This is a genomic window from Arthrobacter nitrophenolicus (assembly GCF_045833485.1).
Classification (GTDB): Bacteria; Actinomycetota; Actinomycetes; order Actinomycetales; family Micrococcaceae; genus Arthrobacter; species Arthrobacter nitrophenolicus.
In genome coordinates this window covers 1,199,177-1,217,639 of record NZ_CP174504.1, presented here as the reverse complement: position 1 = coordinate 1,217,639, position 18,463 = coordinate 1,199,177, and the positions used below count along the sequence as shown (strand labels likewise).

General features: G+C 66.7%; 21 protein-coding genes. 9 read left to right on the top strand and 12 right to left on the bottom strand.

The window, feature by feature from the left end; all coding sequences use genetic code 11:
* Nucleotides 1-27: 27 nt before the first annotated feature.
* On the top strand, nt 28-516 hold the full coding sequence (locus tag ACJJV6_RS05750) for a hypothetical protein (protein WP_407710122.1): 489 nt from the start codon (nt 28-30) through the stop codon (nt 514-516).
* Nucleotides 517-662: 146 nt separating this feature from the next.
* On the top strand, nt 663-1,490 hold the full coding sequence (locus ACJJV6_RS05745; RefSeq protein ID WP_407710121.1) for an MBL fold metallo-hydrolase: 828 nt from the start codon (nt 663-665) through the stop codon (nt 1,488-1,490).
* A 54-nt stretch (nt 1,491-1,544) separates the two neighbouring features.
* Here the strand turns inward: ACJJV6_RS05745 and ACJJV6_RS05740 are convergent, their stop codons facing one another.
* From ACJJV6_RS05740 to ACJJV6_RS05720, 5 genes are all read right to left on the bottom strand, one after another.
* Complete coding sequence (locus tag ACJJV6_RS05740) at nt 1,545-3,305, bottom strand: HNH endonuclease signature motif containing protein (RefSeq protein ID WP_407710120.1); 1,761 nt, start codon at nt 3,303-3,305, stop codon at nt 1,545-1,547.
* A gap of 87 nt (nt 3,306-3,392) precedes the next feature.
* Nucleotides 3,393-4,595: an N-acetylglucosamine-6-phosphate deacetylase gene (locus ACJJV6_RS05735; RefSeq protein ID WP_407710119.1), complete on the bottom strand. Its 1,203-nt coding sequence runs from the start codon at nt 4,593-4,595 to the stop codon at nt 3,393-3,395.
* Complete coding sequence (locus ACJJV6_RS05730) at nt 4,592-5,389, bottom strand: copper homeostasis protein CutC (protein ID WP_407710118.1); 798 nt, start codon at nt 5,387-5,389, stop codon at nt 4,592-4,594. Before ACJJV6_RS05730 ends, ACJJV6_RS05735 begins: the two co-directional genes overlap by 4 nt.
* Nucleotides 5,374-6,153, bottom strand: coding sequence for a glucosamine-6-phosphate deaminase (gene nagB, locus ACJJV6_RS05725; RefSeq protein WP_009356698.1), 780 nt, complete (start codon nt 6,151-6,153; stop codon nt 5,374-5,376). Before nagB ends, ACJJV6_RS05730 begins: the two co-directional genes overlap by 16 nt.
* A gap of 45 nt (nt 6,154-6,198) precedes the next feature.
* Nucleotides 6,199-7,449 (bottom strand): PTS transporter subunit EIIC, encoded by a 1,251-nt coding sequence (locus tag ACJJV6_RS05720; RefSeq protein WP_407710117.1) that lies wholly within the window; start codon nt 7,447-7,449, stop codon nt 6,199-6,201.
* Nucleotides 7,450-7,680: 231 nt separating this feature from the next.
* Between ACJJV6_RS05720 and ACJJV6_RS05715 the strand changes: the two genes are divergently transcribed.
* Nucleotides 7,681-7,911 (top strand): glucose PTS transporter subunit EIIB, encoded by a 231-nt coding sequence (locus ACJJV6_RS05715; RefSeq protein WP_009356700.1) that lies wholly within the window; start codon nt 7,681-7,683, stop codon nt 7,909-7,911.
* Complete coding sequence (locus ACJJV6_RS05710) at nt 7,911-8,369, top strand: PTS glucose transporter subunit IIA (RefSeq protein WP_407710116.1); 459 nt, start codon at nt 7,911-7,913, stop codon at nt 8,367-8,369. The genes ACJJV6_RS05715 and ACJJV6_RS05710 overlap by 1 nt, the downstream gene beginning before the upstream one ends.
* A gap of 12 nt (nt 8,370-8,381) precedes the next feature.
* On the opposite strand, the gene ACJJV6_RS05705 is transcribed toward ACJJV6_RS05710, so the two are convergent.
* Nucleotides 8,382-9,131 (bottom strand): GntR family transcriptional regulator, encoded by a 750-nt coding sequence (locus ACJJV6_RS05705; protein WP_009356702.1) that lies wholly within the window; start codon nt 9,129-9,131, stop codon nt 8,382-8,384.
* Between the two features lie 156 nt (nt 9,132-9,287).
* On the opposite strand from ACJJV6_RS05705, the gene ACJJV6_RS05700 reads away from it, so the two are divergent.
* A complete protein-coding gene (locus ACJJV6_RS05700; protein WP_407710115.1) occupies nt 9,288-10,139 on the top strand; it encodes a hypothetical protein in 852 nt (283 codons plus the stop codon).
* 73 nt (nt 10,140-10,212) lie between these two features.
* On the opposite strand, the gene ACJJV6_RS05695 is transcribed toward ACJJV6_RS05700, so the two are convergent.
* Complete coding sequence (locus ACJJV6_RS05695) at nt 10,213-11,700, bottom strand: cation:dicarboxylate symporter family transporter (protein ID WP_407710114.1); 1,488 nt, start codon at nt 11,698-11,700, stop codon at nt 10,213-10,215.
* 110 nt (nt 11,701-11,810) lie between these two features.
* Nucleotides 11,811-12,428 (bottom strand): thymidylate kinase, encoded by a 618-nt coding sequence (locus tag ACJJV6_RS05690; RefSeq protein ID WP_407710113.1) that lies wholly within the window; start codon nt 12,426-12,428, stop codon nt 11,811-11,813.
* 213 nt (nt 12,429-12,641) lie between these two features.
* Between ACJJV6_RS05690 and ACJJV6_RS05685 the strand changes: the two genes are divergently transcribed.
* Together ACJJV6_RS05685 and ACJJV6_RS05680 are read left to right on the top strand one after the other, a co-directional pair.
* Complete coding sequence (locus tag ACJJV6_RS05685) at nt 12,642-12,914, top strand: hypothetical protein (RefSeq protein WP_407710112.1); 273 nt, start codon at nt 12,642-12,644, stop codon at nt 12,912-12,914.
* A gap of 1 nt (nt 12,915) precedes the next feature.
* On the top strand, nt 12,916-13,848 hold the full coding sequence (locus ACJJV6_RS05680) for a threonine/serine dehydratase (protein WP_407710111.1): 933 nt from the start codon (nt 12,916-12,918) through the stop codon (nt 13,846-13,848).
* A 33-nt stretch (nt 13,849-13,881) separates the two neighbouring features.
* Here the strand turns inward: ACJJV6_RS05680 and ACJJV6_RS05675 are convergent, their stop codons facing one another.
* Entirely contained in the window at nt 13,882-14,220 is a 339-nt protein-coding gene (locus ACJJV6_RS05675) for a hypothetical protein (RefSeq protein WP_009356705.1), read from the bottom strand.
* A 150-nt stretch (nt 14,221-14,370) separates the two neighbouring features.
* On the opposite strand from ACJJV6_RS05675, the gene ACJJV6_RS05670 reads away from it, so the two are divergent.
* Nucleotides 14,371-15,294 carry a hypothetical protein gene (locus ACJJV6_RS05670; RefSeq protein WP_407710110.1) on the top strand — a complete coding sequence of 308 codons (924 nt, stop codon included), beginning with the start codon at nt 14,371-14,373 and terminating at the stop codon, nt 15,292-15,294.
* 9 nt (nt 15,295-15,303) lie between these two features.
* Here ACJJV6_RS05670 and ACJJV6_RS05665 read toward each other — a convergent pair whose 3' ends face one another.
* The 3 genes from ACJJV6_RS05665 to hisC all read right to left on the bottom strand — a co-directional run bounded on the left by ACJJV6_RS05665 (nt 15,304) and on the right by hisC (nt 17,802).
* A complete protein-coding gene (locus ACJJV6_RS05665; RefSeq protein WP_407710109.1) occupies nt 15,304-15,945 on the bottom strand; it encodes an NADPH-dependent F420 reductase in 642 nt (213 codons plus the stop codon).
* Nucleotides 15,946-16,015: 70 nt separating this feature from the next.
* A complete protein-coding gene (locus tag ACJJV6_RS05660) occupies nt 16,016-16,696 on the bottom strand; it encodes a YitT family protein (protein WP_407710469.1) in 681 nt (226 codons plus the stop codon).
* Nucleotides 16,697-16,707: 11 nt separating this feature from the next.
* Entirely contained in the window at nt 16,708-17,802 is a 1,095-nt protein-coding gene (gene hisC / locus ACJJV6_RS05655) for a histidinol-phosphate transaminase (protein ID WP_407710108.1), read from the bottom strand.
* Between the two features lie 92 nt (nt 17,803-17,894).
* Here hisC and ACJJV6_RS05650 point away from each other — a divergent pair, with 92 nt between their 5' ends.
* Nucleotides 17,895-18,377 (top strand): Lrp/AsnC family transcriptional regulator, encoded by a 483-nt coding sequence (locus tag ACJJV6_RS05650; protein WP_133347844.1) that lies wholly within the window; start codon nt 17,895-17,897, stop codon nt 18,375-18,377.
* The last annotated feature ends 86 nt before the right edge of the window (nt 18,378-18,463 follow it).

Genomic DNA, 18,463 nt, shown 5'->3' with positions numbered 1-18,463 from the left:
CATGCAAGAGTCAATCGGAGTGGGACCGTGAGGCGGGCAGGGCTTCTGGCCGTCCTGGGATTCGTTGGCCTGACTGCACTGGCCGGTGGCTTGGTGATGGCGCTCGGAAGTTGGCTGGGGCCCGAACGGCTGGGCCTGCCGGCGCAGCTGGTCATGCCCGAGAGCATGCTGGCGGGGTCGCCCTTCAACAGCTACTTTCTTCCTGGCCTGCTGCTGGCACTGGTGGTTGGCGGCACGCACCTCGCCGCACTCATCCTCGTTGCCAGGAACCACCGCTGGGCCGCCATTGCGGCAGCGACGGCCGGCTATTCGATCCTGATCTGGATCTTCGTCCAGATGGTCATCATCCCTTTCACCGTCCTCCAGGCGGTCTATTTCGCAGCCGGCCTGGCCGAACTTGGCCTCCTGCTGCTGTCCCTCGGCTTGATCGGCCATACTTCAGCCACCTCCCCTGAATCGCAGGCGAGAGCCGTTCCGGCCGCCGGGCCACCGTTCAAGCGGTTGCGGACCCGGTAAGGGACTGTGACCCGGTAAGGAACGCTGCACCGGTAAGGAACAGCGGCAGGACTAAATCCATCGCTACGCATGGGCGGGCAAAGGTTCGCTTCATTCGCCGCCGGATGATGTGAAAGCGCGATGTCCTGGAGGAAAATGGAAGGGCAATGAAGCGCATCAGCCAAATCCGGGAAATCGCTCCCGGGGTTGTCCTCATAACCTCGGGATCGGGAGCATTCGCGTCCAACCTCTACTTTGTCCGGTCCGGATCGGCCCGGGTGCTGGTCGATACCGGCTGGGCCGCCAGCGCGGAGCAAGTACACATGGCTGTCCAGCGAATGCTCGGTCCCGGGGAGAACCCCCGTGCAATCCTGCTGACCCACCTCCACCCCGACCACTCCGGCGCCGCCGGCACCCTGGCCCGGCTGTGGCAGGTTCCCGTGTACGTCCATCCGGCCGAGCTGCCCATGGCCCAGGGGAGGTACCGGGCCGACTTCTCAATGCCGCTGGACCGGTGGGTGGTCATGCCCGTCATGCGCTCGCTGCCGGCCCCGCTCCGCCGGCGGATCGAGGCCGCCGGGGACATTTCCGACGTCGTCCAACCGCTTGGGCCGGGAAGGGAAGTGCCGGGCCTGCCGGGCTGGAACGCCGTCCCCACACCGGGGCACACACCCGGGCACGTAGCTTTTTGGCGGCCCAGCGACAGGGTTCTGCTTTCGGGTGATGCGGTGGTGACGGTAAACCTGAACTCCCTCCCGGGCATCCTCCTCGCTAGGCCGGACCTTGCAGGTCCCCCCTGGTACACCACCTGGGATTGGAAGGTGGCCATGGAATCGGTGGACCGGCTTGCCAACCTTGGCCCCCGGCTGCTGGCACCGGGGCATGGGCGTCCCCTCGCTCTGGACGTTGTGTCCCGGCTGCATGCCTTGGCCGGGCAGGAAGCCAAACAGCGGACCAGGCCCAGCCAGGTGCGGGGAGGACTCAGGGCCACGTAGCGGACGTCCCTGACTAACGCCGCGGTGGGAACGTAGGAAAACACCGCGGGCACGCTATGCCCTGGCCTTGCGCAGGTACCTCAGAAGGCATTCTTCCGCCGGGGACAATGCCGGACGAAAGTCCACACTGATGACGCCGGCAGGAGACGCCAACGGAGCCTCGGACGGCAGAAGCCTGGGGCCGGCCACATCCGGGGAAGGCATACCGGCGGGCAATTGAGGCGGTTCCCGGTCGGGTTGTTCGGCGGGGTAGGTGCGGCCGGTGGGTGAGGTCCATCCGGGTGGTTCGTTTTTTGTGGCTTGGGTGGGTGTCCAGCCGCTGTTGTGTTTCAGGCGGTGGTGCTTTGGACAGAGTTGTGCCAGGTTGCTGATCCCGGTGGTGCCGCCGTGGTGCCACGCTTGGAGGTGGTCGGCTTCGTTGTCCAGGGCGTTGTTGTTGCAGCCGGGGAAGGTGCATTTGCCGTCCCTGAGGGTGAGGGCTTGTCGCATGGCTTTGGTGAGCCGGTAGCTGGTGCGGCCTATCTCCAGGGGTGCGCCGTCGCGTGGATCGACGAGGACTCGGGTAAAGGAATCTGCCCCTTCGGCGAGGAGTTTACGGGCCATCGCCGCCGGGACGGGACCGTAGCCGTCGAGGGTGGCCGGTTCGTCGGTTAGGCCGAGCAGGGAGAACACGGGGACGGTGACGATGACGTCGGCGCGGGGTGTGGGGACTTTCCCGGTTTCGGGGCTGGTTGCAGCGGGTGTTCCGTGTAGACCGGTTCCGTTAATTCCGATGGCGTCGGTGCAGGTCTGGTCATCGGCGTTCAAGTCCGCTGCTGGTTCGTCTGATCCGACGAGCGTGGCGAGCCCGAGGAATTCACCGGTGATCTTTTCCTGGCTGCCTTCTGTGTCCCCGCCGTCTGCGGGGGTGCTGCTGCTGGGAGTGCTGCCGGCGCCGGTGCTGGCGTCTGTGGTGGTAGTTATGGCTTGGGCGGGGGCGAGGAGGCGTCGGGCGACTTCATCGGCCCTGATTTGGGAAAGAGTGCGGGTTTCGTTGGGGCCCTGGAGGCCGCGGGCGATGGCTGTAGTTTTGTTCCAGGCCGCCAACGCGCAGTCTGCCTGCATATAGATCGCGAACCAGGCCATGCCGTCGCGTTCGGGGGTGAATTCGACCCGCCGGTCGGCTGCGGATTTGGTGTGGCGTTTTTCGATGGAGTCGTGGTGGTGGCGTTCGCGCCAGGCTCGGACCTTGGCCCGCAGCCGGGACGGTACAAGGTTTGTGGCGGGGCAGCCGCGGGCCGGGTTGGGTGCGTCGGGGTCCAGGAAGTGGTCCGCGAGGGCCAGGGCGGCGGGGTGGTCCAGGTTCTCGGTTTCGTCGGCGATGATCCTGGCGCCCTGCCAGGACAAGGACCCGGTGGACAGGGCCTCGTACACGGATGGGAGGGAACAGACCTGCCGGGCCTGGGACAGGAACGCCCCTGCTGCTCCGGAGCTGATGGTCAGGACCCCGGCGATTTCTTCCACTGCCGATATTTCCGCGTACGTGCGGTCCTGGGTGGAGGCGTCCGGTGGTGTCATGGCCTGCTGCAGGTCAAGGGACTGGGCGGCGTCGCGGGCCGTGAGCGCGGCGACCTGTGCCTCAAGCCGCTTTTCCAGGCCCAGCCGCTCCAACCGGATCCGGTAGAGCCGGCCCAGAAGATCAACGCCGGCGCCGCCATCAGCTCCCGCCGCCAGGCCAGTGGTCAGGGCTTCCTCTTCAAGGAACAGCGCGTTCAGGGCAGCCATGGAGGCAAAAACACCCTCCATCGGGGCTGCTACGACCGTGCTGTTTCCCATACCTAAATCATCGCGGGAGGGTCTGACATTCCTGCCCTGCACTAACGCCGGCCCCCCGCATCGGTCACCCGCAGGAATGCAGCCGCACTACGCTGTGGGCGCGAGGGCAGCCACCCATTCGCCCCGGCGCAGAACGCCCGCCAGGGTGAGGCGCGGGCCGACAACGACGACGTCGGCGGGCAGGCCCGCGCGGAGGTCGCCCGCCTGCGAGGACAAGCCGAGGACTGCGGCCGGAACGGCTGTCGCCGACAGGACGGCGTCCTGCAGCGGGACACCCGCGGCAACGGTGGTTCGCACAACGTCCAGCAAGGTGGCGGTTCCACCGGCGATGGCCCCGGTGCTGTCCACGCGCGCCACACCATGGTCGACGGTGACGCCCAGCGAACCGAGTTGGTATGGCCCGTCCTGCAGGCCGGTGGCCGCCATGGAGTCGGTGACCAGGGCGATGTTTTCCGCGCCCACCAGGTCGAACACCAGCTTGACCGTTTCCGTCGCCAGGTGCACGCCGTCTGCAATGAGTTCCACCACCGCATTGCCTGCCCGGGCAGCACTGAGGCTTGCCGAGACCGGGCCGGGGGAGCGGTGGTGCAGGGCGGGCATCGCATTGAACAAGTGCGTGACGGTCGGCCTGAACCGGCCGGTTGGATTGGACGGAGCAGACAGTGCGGCGGCAGCGTGCTCCAGGAATTCGGCAGCGGCGGGCGGGTTCGCGGCGGTGTGCCCCAGGGACGGGATGATGCCGCGTGGTGCCAGCAGGTCCACCAGGCCGGATGTCCCGGGAAGCTCGGCCGCCAGCGTCATGGACGCCAGGGATGGCCCGGCGGCTTCAAGCAGTTCGGTCACCAGGGCCGGATCCGGTTCGAGGAGCAGCGAGGGGTCGTGGGCGCCGCACTGCCCTGCCGCCAGGAAGGGGCCTTCGAGGTGGGAGCCGGCAATGAGTCCTTCCGCTGTCAGGGTCCGCAGCACAGAGAGGTTCCGCACCAGGTTTGCCGGCGAGCCTGTCACCAGGCTGGCCAGCAGGGTGGTGGTGCCGCGGCTGTGCAGGTAGCGGGCCGCCGACCGGGCGCCGTCATCCGAGCCGTCAGAGAAGTCGGAGCCGTTGGCGCCGTGGCAGTGCAGGTCCACCAGTCCGGGCAGCAGGATGTTGTCGGTCGCGGGCCCTGCCTTTCCGCGGTATTCGGACGCCGGCCCGGAATAAGTGACGCGGCCGGCGTCGGCCGCTATGACCCCGTCGGCAATGTCCATGCTTCCGGTGACGATCCGGCCGCGAAGGACCACTTGGTTGTTCATGCTTCCGTGCCTCCCGCAGTGGGTGTCCCCATGGATCCCCTGGCCATTGCCGCGGCCATCGCCGCAGCCAGGGCGGGGTCGGCGTTGGCCACCCGGTCCGCGCCGGAGAGCCCGTGGCGTGCCCGGGCGGAGGTATGGACCGCCTGGACGCCGCTTTCGAGCAGCGACGGTACCAGTTTCAGCGTCACTCCGCCGCCGGCCATGACCTGGACCGACGGCGCGTGGATCCGTCCCAGCTCCACCAGCCGGGCGATCATGCCAAGGCCCAGTACGCAGTCCGGGCTGCCGCCGCTGGTCAGGACACGGTCAACCCCGGCTTTCTCCAGCCGGGCCAGGGCTTCCGCCGGGTCGAAGCCGGCCGCAAGGGCGGCGTCGAAGGCCCGGTGGAACGTCACCTCGGCGGCCGGTTTGTAGCGCCGCGCCACCTCGGTAATGCGTCCGACGGCGGAGGTGTCCGGTCCGCCGTCGGCCGCCAGGACCCCGACCACCACGCCGGCGGCGCCGGCATCCATGGCCGCCGCCACGTCGCGCTCGATCACCGCAAGCTCGCCGGCCGAGTAGGTGAAGTTGCCGGGGCGGGGCCGCACCAGGACGTGGACCGGGAGGCCCACACTGCAGGCCTGCTCCACTGCGGCGATGCTCGGCGTGATGCCCTCCGTCTCGGCCAGGGCCGCGCAGAGTTCCACCCGGGCGGCGCCGGCGGCGGCAGCCAGCCGCACGCCGTCGGCGTCCTCCACAGCGAGTTCAAGTTCAGGAGCGATAACGGCCCGCTCCGTGCTCACAGTCCCTGCCATGCCGGCTTCCGTCCGAAGGTGTCCGTGTAGTACTCCCGGTGCGCCAGCCGGGAGGCCGCGGACTCATCCACCAGGACGGACACGTGCGGGTGCAGTTGCAGTGCCGACGCCGGGCAGATTGCCGCGACCGGACCTTCGACGGCGGCGGCGATGGCTTCCGCCTTCGCCTCGCCCATCGCGAGCAGCAGCAGGTGCCGGGCCTCGCGGATGGTGCCCAGGCCCTGGGTCAGGACATGGTCCGGGACGTCGTCCGCGGAGTCGAAGAAGCGGGCGTTGTCCTGCCGGGTCTGCCGGGTGAGGGTCTTGATCCGGGTCCTTGAGCCCAGCGAGGACATGGGCTCGTTGAACCCCACATGCCCGTCCGTGCCGATGCCCAGGATCTGGATGTCCACCCCGCCCGCCGCTGCGATCAGGCCCTCGTACCGGGCGGCCTCGGCCTCGGGATCCTCCGCCATCCCGTCCAGTCCGTGCACAGCGTCCGGGGCGAAGTCAACGCTGGCGGTGAACTCATCCCGGATCACCGAGTGGTAGGACTGCGGGTGGGCAGCGGGCAGCCCCACGTACTCGTCGAGGAGGAAGCCCTGCGCCTGTGCGAAACTCAGGCCGCCCGTGCGGTGCCGGGCGATGAGCTCCTGGTACGTGCCCAGCGGCGTGGAGCCGGTGGCCAGCCCCAGGACGGACGGGCCGCGGCGGACCTGTTCCTCGATGGCGTCTGCGGCCGTGCGGGCCACGTCGTCAGCGGTGGGAAGGATGATGATTTCCATGCGGGAGTGCTTTCGGGTTGGTGGACGGAACGGGGTGACTGCTGCTTACTTGGCGGCCTCGGTGTCCACCGTGACTTCGTCGTCCTCACGGCCGGGGGTGCGCAGGTTCCAGCGTTTGATGACGAACGAGAACAGGAAGTAGTAGACCACCGCGTAGCCCAGCCCGATCGGAATGAGCATCCAGCCGTTCTGCGACTTCCCGAAGTTGAGGACAAAGTCGATCAAACCCGCCGAGAACGTGAAGCCGTGATGGATGTCCAGGGCGTTGACCAGGGCCATCGACGTGCCGGTCAGCACCGCGTGGACGATGTAGAGCGGGAAGGCCACGAACATGAACGCGTACTCAAGCGGTTCGGTGATGCCCGTGAAGAATGCCGTGAGCGCGGTGGAGAGCATGATGCCGCCCACGATCTTCTTCTGCGAGGGCTTGGCGTGGCGCCACATGGCGAGGGCAGCCGCCGGCAGGCCGAACATCATGATGGGGAAGAATCCGGTCATGAAGACGCCTGCGGCGGGATCGCCGGCGAAGAAGCGGTTGAGGTCGCCGCGGACCAGCTGCCCGGAGGCGTCCGTGAAGTCGCCGATCAGGAACCACAGGCCGGAGTTGAGGATGTGGTGCAGCCCTGCGGGCAGGAGCATGCGGTTGGCGAAGCCGTAGATGCCGCCGCCGAGTTCCGGGTTGCCGGCCACGGCCTGGCCGGCTGCGGAGAGGCCGGCGTTGAAGAGCGGGTAGAAGAGGGCAAGCACGACGCCGGCAACCAGGCTGGTGACGGATGTCAGGATGGGCACCAGGCGGCGGCCGCTGAAGAAGCCCAGGAAGTCGGGCAGCTTGGTGCGGTAGAACCGTTGCCACAGTCCGGCGGAGAGCAGGCCCACCACGATGCCGGCGAGGACGCCGTAGTTGATCACGGCCTGTTTGCCGGCCGGGTCCACCTGCCCGGCGAGGACCAGCGGTGACATCGCCTTGAAGACGCCGTCGATCACCATGTAGCCCACCACGGCGGCCAGGGCGGTGGAGCCGTCTGCCTTCTTGGCCCAGCCGATGGCGATGCCGACGGCGAAGATGAGCGGCAGCCAGGTGAATACCGCGTTGCCTGAGGCGGAGATGACGGCGGCGCCGCCTTCGAAGCCGGGAATGGCGCCGAGCAGGTCCGGCTGCCCGATGCGCAGCAGCAGGCCCGCCGCGGGCAGCACGGCGATGGGAAGCATCAGGCAGCGGCCCAGCCGCTGAAGGGTGGCGAAGGCGCGGTTTGGCTTCTTCTCCGGAGCCAAGGCCGTGGTCTCGGATGTTGACATGGGTACACCTCTGCGGGTTGGGGATGGGGGCTTGTGAAGTGGCGGTTCCAGCCGGTACTGTCTGGTTATGACCAGTTCAGTGTGATTCATCCCACGACCGGCTGTCAAGATCGGCGGAAAACACCGTCGGGACTGTTGGTTCGAAGGAGGGGAAGCCAGAATTGGTCGCACCGGACCGCCGGTCCGGTGCTGAGGAAGTGCTCCATACGGGCACCGTCAGAAAGGGCAGCAATGTCCAAAGCAGAGAAGATTATTGAAGGCCTGGGCGGAGCCGCCAACATCGTCGAGGTGGAAGCCTGCATCACCCGCCTCCGGACCGAGGTGAAGGACGGCTCGCTGGTGAACGAGGCGTCCCTGAAGGCCGCCGGGGCCCACGGCGTCCTCACCGCCGGCACCGCAGTCCAGGTGATCGTCGGCCCCGAAGCCGACTCCCTGGCCGAAGACATCGAGGACCTCCTCTAGTGGCGGAGTCCATGGTGGTCCTTGCCCCCATCAGCGGGGCAGTGGTGCAGCTGTCAGATGTTCCCGACCCCGTGTTCGCGGGGCAGATGGTGGGTTCCGGCGCGGCCGTTGAACCCCCGGCCGGTGAGGCGTTCGACGTCGTGTCCCCCCTGGCGGGAAAGGTGGTCAAGCTCCTGCCGCACGCCTTTGTGGTGGTCGGCGAAGCGGGCCGCGGCGTGCTGACGCACGTGGGCATCGACACCGTGAAGCTCAAGGGCGACGGCTTCAAGCTGCTGATCGCGCAGGGCGACACCGTCGCGGCCGGCGAGCCCGTCATGCATGTGGACCCGGCCCCCGCCCTGGCGGCCGGCTACTCGATGGTGAGTCCCGTCGTCGTGCTCGACACCAAGCCGGACACGGCAACGCTGCTGGCTGACGGCGCCGTGGCAGCGGGCGCCAGCCTGTTTTCGCTGGACTGACGGACGTCCGGCCTAGAGCCGGACTTCCATGTTGAGCGAGTAGCGGTCGGACCGGTACCAGGAGCGCGAGTGCTCAATTGCCAGGGCGCCCGAGTATGAAACCCGGTCGAAGGCCAGGACCGGCGCACCCGTTCCGGTGCCGAGGAGCGCCCCCACATCGGCGGGGGCGCCCTCGGACCGGACGCTTTGGCGTGCCCGGTCAATCTGGTGGCCGAACTGGGCGGCCAGGGCCTTGTAGACCGAGCCGGTCAGGTCGATGTCCAGGAGTCCGGCGGCGTGCTCCGGGTTGTACCAGGCGTCGTCAACACTGACCGGGCGGCCGTCCGCCAGGCGGAGCCGGCGCAGGTGGATGGCCTCGGACCCCCGGGGGAGGCTCAGTGCCTCCGCTGTATCGTCGGGCGCCGCGGCTGACTCCGCCACCAGCACTACGGTGCTGGGGACGTGGCCCATGGCCTCCATTTCCTGGGTGAAGGACGCCAGGTGCAGCGTGGACTGGACGGGGGAGTCCGCCACGAACGTTCCCTTGGCCGGAACCCGGACCAGGTGCCCTTCGTTGACCAGGCGGCCTATTGCCGCGCGGACGGTGATGCGGCTGACGCCGTAGGAGTCCATGAGGGTCCGCTCGCTGGGCAGCCTGGCGCCGGGCCCCAGCTCCTCCTTGGCCAGCCGCAGGATGATCATCCGAAGCTGCTCGTGCTTGGGGACCTGGGAGTTGTTGATGGCCGCCCTCGCCGCCTCGGTGCCGGTAGTTGTGGCGGACACTGTTGCCCCTCTTGTCTGTGGAGCGGTCCGGTGCGGACCACTACCTCGGATTATTCCATATTGCCAAAGTTATCCGCCTGTTATTTCCCTCTGCCTGCTGCACCCTTTAGGGTGGAAACACTAAGCATGCTTGCTATTTTCGAAAGGGTTGTACTCATGCGAAAAGTTCCTGCGCTTGGATTGATGACCGCGGCAATGCTGGCCTTGGCCGGCTGCACCGGCGGAGGCGGCGGCACGGCCAGCCCCACTGCCACCGCGACGGCCTCGCCCTCACCTGCCGAGGAAGAAAAGGTCTATACGGAGGATGAGCTGCGCGAGCTCATCTCCGGCAAGACCGACGCGGACGGCAACGAGCTGAAGCTGTACTCCAAGGAGCAGGTGGACCAGGGCGGAAACATCGCCAACCTGCTGCTGAGCACCGCGACGGTGGACCCGGAAGACTGCAAGGACATCGCCACAGCAGGCCTGCTGGACACCGTGGAGAACGGCGAGGTGGCTGTCGCGATCTCCGAAGGCAACCAGCCCCGCACCCTGTCCGCCCAGTCCAGCGGCGAAGGGGAGGACGCCGAGCAGGTCCTCACCGGCATCAAGGGCAAGATGGACCAGTGCGCCACCTTCAAGGTCGAGGCCCTGGGCCAGAGCTACGAGGTTTCCAGCGAGGAGCTGCAGGCGGAGACGGATGCCGACGAGACGTTCGCCACCCTCAGCACCCGCAGCGGGGACAACCAGCAGAAGCTGATGCAGGTTTCCGCTGCGGAGGGACGGCTGCTGGTGGTCGCCACCAAGAGCGGCGCCGAGCTGGGCGACACTGACCAGAAGGAGCTGGAGGACCTCATCAACGAGGTGCTTGAGCAGGCCGACGACGACGGCGGCGCCACCTCAAGCCCGACGTCCACCTACACGTCAACCGCTACGTCCACGGCCTCGCCGGATGACACGGCGTCACCGATGGCCACGGAGACCGAGGATATGGAGACGTCGACGGCCTCGCCGACAGCGTCGCGCTAGTCGCTGATCTCACCAGAAAGGGCGGGCAGGACCAGTTGGTCCTGCCCGCCCTGTGCTGTTTCCGGGGTGTCAATCAGTCCGGGCTGTTGCCCGTACCCACGCGCTCCACCTTGCTCATCTGGAACTGCGGGATTTCCTGCGGGTTCGGCCCGCCGCGGAACTTGGGTGAAGGTACCTGCCCTTCGCTGATCCGCTGGATTTCCTGGTCCTCGAAGACTTCTTCCTTGCCCAGCATGATGGCTGAGTCGTGGTTGGTGATCTCGCCCTTGAAAGCGCGCAGCATGACGCTTCGGTCAAACTGGCCCTCCCACTTGGAAACCACGAACGTTGCCACGCAGTTGCCCAGCAGGTTCACCACCACGCGCATGGAGTCCATGAGCCGGTCGGCACCAAGGAGGAGTGCGACGCCGGCAACCGGGAAGATGCCCAGGGCGGCGGCGGTTGCCGAGAGGGCCAGGAAGGAGGATCCGGGAACGCCCGCCATGCCCTTTGAAGTCAGCAGCAGGATTCCGAGGGCCGCCAGCTGCTGGCCGAGGTCCAGGTTGTGGCCGAAGGCCTGCGCAAGGAACAGCAGGGAGATGGAAAGGTAGATCGCCGCGCCGTCCAGATTGAATGAGTATCCCGTCGGAACCACCAGGCCGGTGGTGGCGCGGGAGCAGCCGGCGTTGGTCAGTTTGGTCATGATGCGCGGCATGACGGCCTCGGTTGATGCCGTTCCCAGGGCCAGCAGGAATTCCTCCCGTGTGTATTTCAAAAACTGCCAGAGCGGGACGCGGGCGGTGGCCCAGGCAACGATGAAGAGCAGGCCGATGAAGACGACGGCGGCTCCATAGCAGGCGGCGATCAGGAGTGCGTAGGTGCTGAGGGTGTCCAGCCCGTACTGGCCGATGATGAACGCCATGGCTCCGAATGCGCCAATGGGGGCCACCTTCATGATCCAGGACATGATCTTGAAAACCAGTTCCAGGACCGTTTCCATCAGGCTGATGACCGGCATGCACTTGTCCCGTCCGATGACCACGATGGCGGCACCAAAGAATACGGAGAAGAACAGCACCTGCAGGAGGCTGTTGTTGGCGAACGCCCCTATGACGCTCGCGGGGATGACGTCCAGGATGAATGACGCCGCATCCTTAGGGGCTCCCGCCCCGGTCTTGGCATCCAGGTCAGCCTGGGAGAGTGTTGCGGGATCGATGTTCAAGCCTGCGCCCGGCTGGACGATGTTGGCCACCACCAGCCCGAAGACGAGGGCAAACAAGGTTGCCGCAGTGAAGTAGACGAGGGCTTTGACCCCAACCCGTCCAACCGCCTTGACGTCGCCAACGGCTGAAATTCCAGTGACAATCACCAGGAAGATCAGCGGCGCGATGATCATCTTGATGAGTTTGATGAAGCCATCTCCGAGCGGCCTCAGTTGTGATCCGAGGTCCGGCCAGAAATGCCCCAGGAGGACACCTGCCACGACGGCGATCAGAATCTGGAAGAAGAGCGACTTGTACAGCCGCTTCTTCTTCGCGGGCACCGAACTCGCCTTCAGTGCCTCAGGGTTTGGGATCTTCATTGACCTTTGCCTATCAATTGGGAACGTCCCGCCATGCGGGCCTACGCCCAAGGTAATCCCGGTCACACTTATTCCGCAAGAGGAAATTCCATTTCCACAATGCGAAACTACTAATTTCGCTTTGTGACTGCGCCTTTCTGCGTACTTTCAGTCCGGTGCGCCTGCACCCGGGCAACGATGCCGTCCAGTTGCCGGGCCAGTTCCGCCGGCGGCAAGGTAGCGTCCACCTTCACGAAGTCCTGATATTCCGGCAGTTGCTGGTAGGCATCCCGGAAGGCGATGAGGTCCTCCAGCGTTTCGGCATCCGTTCCCCGGGCCATGATCCGCCGGTGCGCCTCGCCGGGGTCAATATCAAAATGGACGACGGCGTCGGGCGCCGGAAGCGCCTTCAGCAGCCAGGGCAGGAAGCGGCCTCGGGGCAGTCCCTTAGTGGTCCGCAATGCCAGCTGGCAGTACAGGTGCCGGTCCATGACCACCAGTCCCTCAAAGCGGCTTGCCCGCAGGTGGGAAAGCAGCACGTTCCACACCCGGAAGGTGGTTTCGAGTGCTTCGGCCAGGCGCTTGGGCAAGCGGATCCCCGTTTTTGCCGACAGGACGGACATGGTGCGCCGGCCGGCGTGGTTGTTCAGCAGCACCGCCTTGCCGCCGAGGGCCGCAACGGAATTCACCAGGGCATGGGCAGCCGTGGACTTGCCGGAACCGTCGATTCCGGTAAGAACAATGATCACGTGGCCTCCTTCTGCCAAGGGTTTAACGCCCCCCGTTCCCGCGACGTCCCGGTTGCGGGCGGATTCACAGCTGGCGGGCGTTTTTCACAGGTTTCCCGGGCAAATCACAGGTTCCACCCTTCCATGCGATCAGGCCCCTGAAAACGTAGGCTGGAAAGCGGCCGGGCCAGCATGGCCGGAAGCAGCGAGTTTCCCAAGGTGAAAGGCAGGACCATGACCACATCCAATGACGAGCCCCTGAACGACGCAGACCTCCGCGGCCCAGGCGACCCCGACGAAGCCAAGACCGCCCCCGGACAGGGGACGGAAGCTCCGCAAAGCGGCCAGCACCCCGAACTGCCGGGCGCATCCAACATCCGCGAGGAGCAGCAGGCCCATGCCGGCGGCACCGTCCCGGCGTCGTACGTCGGCAGCGGAGAGCCAGGGCAGGAGCACAAGCCCGAGGAAGCCCTCGACGAGCCGGGAACCTGGGACGACGAAGTCTGACGTGATCACCCGTACCCATGTTGACGAGGCTGCGGACCGGACCGCCGGCCTCACCCGCCTGACACCCGTTATGGAAGCCGACCGAAACGCGTTCCCCGGGCAGGCCTGGTTCAAATGCGAGTTCATGCAGCACACCGGTACTTTCAAGGCCAGGGGTGCCCTGAACCGGATCCTGGCCAGCAAGGAACGCGGCGAACTCCGGCCTGATGTGGGCGTGGTGGTGGCCTCCGGCGGAAACGCGGGCCTCGCCAACGCCTACGCGGCAGCCCAGCTTGGCGTCCCCGCCACGGTGTTTGTTCCGGCCGCAGCGCCGGAGGTCAAAGTCCACAAGCTCAAGGCCATCGGCGCCACGGTGGTGCAGGGCGGTGCGGAATACGCCGAGGCCTACCAGGCGGCTGTGGTGTACGCCCGGGAAACCGGCGCGGTGTACTGCCACGCCTACGACCAGCCCGAAATTGCGGCGGGCGCCGGAACCGTTGGTTCCGAACTGCTGGAACAGGTGCCCGGCGTCGAAACCGTCCTGGTGGCTGTGGGCGGCGGCGGACTGATGGCAGGCGTTGCGGCCGCCGTGGAAGGCCATGCAAAAGTCGTGGCCGTGGAACCGCACGGTGCGCCCACCCTGCATAGCGCCCTTGCAGCGGGAGAACCGGTGGACGTGGCGGTGTCCGGCGTCGCGGCCGATTCGCTGGGAGCCCGCCGCGTCGGTGACATCGGCTTCTCCGTGGCGGTCCGCACCGGCGTCGAAAGCGTCCTGGTGTCCGACGAGCACATTGTTGCGGCACGAACGCAGCTCTGGAACACCTACCGGATGGTGGTGGAGCATGGTGCCGCTGCCGCCTATGCCGCCCTCACCAGCGGCGCCTACAGGGCGCGGCCGGACGAGCGTGTGGCTGTGATCCTCTGCGGCGCCAATACGGACCCGGCCAGCCTGTAGCACAGGCGGCCGGGCCCGGTCCGTGACGGCTGCCTAGCTGCAGAACTCGCTGTAGGTGCTGCCGGCTTCCTCGTAATCGGCCTGGAGCTCGGCGAGCTTGGCTTCGTCCGGCGTCTCCTTCGCCTGCTCGTCCGTGTACTCGATGATCGAAGCGAGGGCAGGCTTCAGGTCGTCGGAAGCAACGGCGTGGATGGGGCGGATCTGGTTTGCCAGCCGGTTCATGCCCGTCTTGCCGGCGCTGTTGGCAGGGTTCGACACAACGGACTGGATCCGCTCGCAGGTTTCTGCGGTGGACAGTTGGTGGGAGGCGGAGCAGGCTGTAGCCGAAGCAACCAGGCCGGCGGCGAACAGGACTGTGGCGAATTTCTTCATGGATCCCTCAGTAGTCGATAGAGGTTTCGATTGTAAGCAGAATGGGGGCTCCGATGCCTTGGCGGGCCCAACTCCGGTACTTAAACTGGCTACACCATCGTGTGGAGCTGCCGCAGAGGGGCCCGCGCATTATCCAGATCAGGAAGCATTATGCGCCGAACAGTACAACGCCGTGCAGTCATCGGGTTCATCGCTTTAATGGCCCTCATCCTTCCCACCGCCGTTCCCGCCTCCGCGGGTGAATCGCCGCGAGACAGCGTCATCGTGCTCGACGGCGCCACCTCCGCCGAGGGCATCGCGGCGGGCCGGGGGACTACCTTCTATGCGGGTGAGCTGGAATCCGGGGACATCTTCAAGGGGGATATCCGGGATCCGAAGGCCACGCGTTTCATAGATGCGCCAGCCGGCCGGCAGGCGGTGGGCATGAAGTTCGATGCCGGCACCAACCTGCTCTTCGTGGCAGGGGGCCAAACGGGCAAGGCCTTCGTCTACAACACGGAGACCAAGGAATCCGTAGGGGAATTCACCCTGGCGCCGGGCTTCATCAATGACGTCACCCTCACCAGGGACGGGGCCTGGTTCACCAACTCCGCACGCGGAGAGCTTTACCGGCTGCAGGTCAGCCGGGAGGGGGAGCTGGAGGGCCTTGAGACGGTGCCGCTGAAGGGCCCGGCCGCCGAACTGCCCGGGCCGTTCAACCTGAACGGCATCACGTCGGTGCAGGGCGACCGGGTGCTGATCGTTGCACATTCCGCCAAGCAGGCCCTTTTCACAGTGGATCCCGACACCGGTCAGAGCGCGCTGATTGACACGGGAGCACTTCCCAATGTGGACGGCATTATTGCCCGTGGCAAGACCGTGTGGGTGGTGCAGAACTTCCTCAACCAGGTCAGCCGGGTCAAGCTCAACCACGACCTGTCCTCGGGCGAGGTCCGGGACGTCATCACGAGTGACAGCTTCCAGATTCCCACCACGGCGGCCTTGTTCGGCAACACCCTTGCAGTGGTGAACGCCAAGTTCGACGAGCCGGCAGCGGATCTGCACGAAGTGGTCCTGGTCCCCGCCCGGGAATAGCCCCGCGGCCTAGATGGTCCGGGTTGCCAGCGCCAGGTTTTCCTTCAGCTCGGCCGCGTTCTGCCGCACGACATATGCCGGGCGGTCCCGTTCCACCCGCCAGCTGTCCTCGAGCAGCCCGATGTTGACGGTGTCGAAGCCGAACTCGTCGTACAGCCGGGTCACCAGTTCGGCGGCCTCCGGGTAGTCGCTGGCGGTTGCCAGGGCGCGGCGGTTTTCGGTACCCGTCGGAGTGCCGTCGGTGGTGATCTGGGACGCCATGATGTGGTTGAAGCCCTTGGCCACCTTGGAATCGGGCAGGTGCTCCTGGAGCAGCCCGGAGGTGGTGGCCTCGCCGTTGTCGAGGGCGGGGATCCGGCCGTCCCGCTCCCAGTAGTAGTTGTTGGTGTCGATGACCACCTTGCCGGCCAGCGGTTCCACGGGGATGTCCTTGTAGTTCTTCAGCGGGACCGTGACGACGGCGAAATCGCCTGCCGCTGCTGCTTCCGCCGGTGTGGCGGCCCGGGCGTTCGGCCCGAGTTCCGCCACGAGTCCGGCCAGGGTCTCCGGCCCGCGGGAGTTGCTGATGACCACGTCGTAGCCCAACTCCACCGCCTTCCGGGCAACCTGGCTTCCAATATGTCCTGCACCGATAATTCCGATTGTTGTCATATCGGCCCCAACCACCGCCCGCACGAAGATATTTCTGGCGGTTTCGGGGAATAAACAAGCCTCTCGGCGCCTACTTTCCGAGGTAGCGTCCGGGACGGTGGTTCAGCGCGAGGATGAGGTTCAGCAGCGTGGCGCCCACTGCGGACAGCAGCACCATCAACGGAGGCACCAGGACCAGCGCCGCCAGCACGATGGCCACGTCCAGCACCATCTGTACGTACCCGGCCCGCCATTTCAGCTTCTCCTGCAGCAGCAGCGCCAGGATGCTGAAGCCGCCCAGGCTGGATTTGTGCCGGAACAGGATGAGCAGCCCGACGCCGGCCAGCAGGTTTCCGCCGAGCACGCCGTAGACGGGGTCGATGGCCAGCGGTCCCAGCGCCCAGGGGTGCAGGCTTGCCATGGCCGAGACCAGGGCAATCGCCGCACCGGTGCGCAGCGCGAAGTTCCAGCCCTTTTTCCACACCGCCAGGCCAAAGAACGGCAGGTTTACAGCGAAGAAAATCACGCCGAACGGCAGCGGCAGGGTGTAGCTGAGCAGCAGGGCCAGGCCGGCCGTGCCGCCGGTGACAGCCTCGCTGGACTTGAGCAGGTACAGGCCCAGGGACGCGGCGAACGTCCCGGTGAGGATTCCCAGGACATCCTCAAGCAGGGAATGGCGGACGGCCGACGGCGGCGTGGCGGGCGCCGCCGTCGTCGAGCCGTGCGCTGTGCCCGGCCCGGCGCTGCGAACGTCTGCGGTGGGGGTGGGCATCGTGGCGGTACTCACTGGGCAGCGAACCGTCCGCGGTCAGCCAGGACAGCGAGGACGCGGTCATTGGTTTCCCGGTCCGCCAGGGTGACCCGGACGCCGTCGCCCGCATAGCCCCGGGCGAGGATGTCCGCATCGGCCAGGGCAGCAAGCAGCTGTTCCCGCAGTCCGTCCGAGGCGCGGAGCCAGTAGAAGTTGGCCTGGCTGTCCGGGACGTCCCAGCCGAAGCTGCGGAGCGCGGCGATGACCCGTGTGCGTTCCTGTGCCACGGCGTTGGTCCGTGCACGGAGTTCATCCCCGGCTGCCAGCGACGCGACGGCGGCGGCCTGGGCCATCCGGTTGACGCCGAAGGGAATGGCGGTCCGGCGGAGTCCGTCAGCCACGGACGGGCGGGCGATGGCATAGCCGATCCGCAGGCCGGCGAGGCCGTAGGCCTTGGAGAAGGTGCGCAGGATGCACAGGTTGGGGTAGCGCCGGTAAAACTCCAGCGCGTCCACGCCGGGGCCGCGCTGGTATTCGATGTAGGCCTCGTCCAGCACCACCAGCACCCGGGACGGAACGGATTGCAGGAAGTCCTCCAGTGCGCCGGCGTCAATGGAGACGCCCGTCGGGTTGTTGGGGGAGCAGAGGATCACCAGGCGCGTGCGGTCCGTGATCGCGGCGGCCATGGCCGGGAGATCGTGCTGTTCATTGTCCAGCAGCGGGACCGGGACAGGCGCGGCGCCGGCCACGGTGACCAGGATGGGGTAGGCCTCGAAGGACCGCCACGCGAAGACCACCTCGTCCCCGGAATCGCACACGGCGGTGATGATCTGTTGCAGTACGCCGGAGCTGCCGGGGCCGGCGGCGATTTCCTCCGGTGACACCCCGTGGTGGCGGGCGATGGCCTCGCGGGCGTCCACGGCGCCCATGCTGGGGTACCGGTGGATCCGGCCGGCTTCGGCAGTGACAACCTCGACGACGGACGGCAGCGGAGCAAAGTGGCTTTCGTTCGAGGCCAGGGCGGCAGTCAGTTCAGATTCTGCGCTTCTACCGGCAACGTACGCGGGAAGGTTTGCGACGGCGGCGCGCAGCCCGGGTGCGGCAGTTTCGGGGAGGGTGCTGGTCATGAAAAGCATCGTGGGCCAGGAACGTGCGTATGCGCAACACAGCTGCTTTCGGCAGGACAGATCCGGTCTTGCCAGCCGGATGGAGTGGCAAAATGCTCAGTATGCACCTTCTTGACGCTCTTGACGCCGAGATCCTCCTCACACTCGATGCCGACCCGCAGGCGACGGTCCTGTCGCTCTCCCGGACGCTGGGGGTAGCCCGGAATACGGTCCATGCCCGGCTGCGCCGCCTGGTGAATGACGGGAGCCTGGCGCCGTTCAGCCAGCGTGTCCGGACGGCGGCGCTGGGGCTGCCACTCACAGCCTTCATCTCGATCTCCATCAGCCAGTCCTCAAGCGACGAAGCCACGGCCGCACTGCGGACCATCCCGGAAATCATCGAAATGCACGCCACCACGGGCGATGCCGACCTGCTGGCCAAGGTGGCGGCGAAGGACCCGGCCGACCTCCACCGGGTGACCAATGCGATGCTGGCGATTGCCGGCGTCGTGCGCACCAGCACAGCCATGTCCCTGGTGGAGGTCATGCCCCCGCGGACCGTGCCGCTGCTGCAATCTGTGGCGGGCCAGGAGTAGCCAGTACAGCGCGGCAGACGTAACAGCAAAACGCCGCCCGCCTCGGGGGAGAGGCGGGCGGCGCTTTGCTTACGAGATGTGCGACG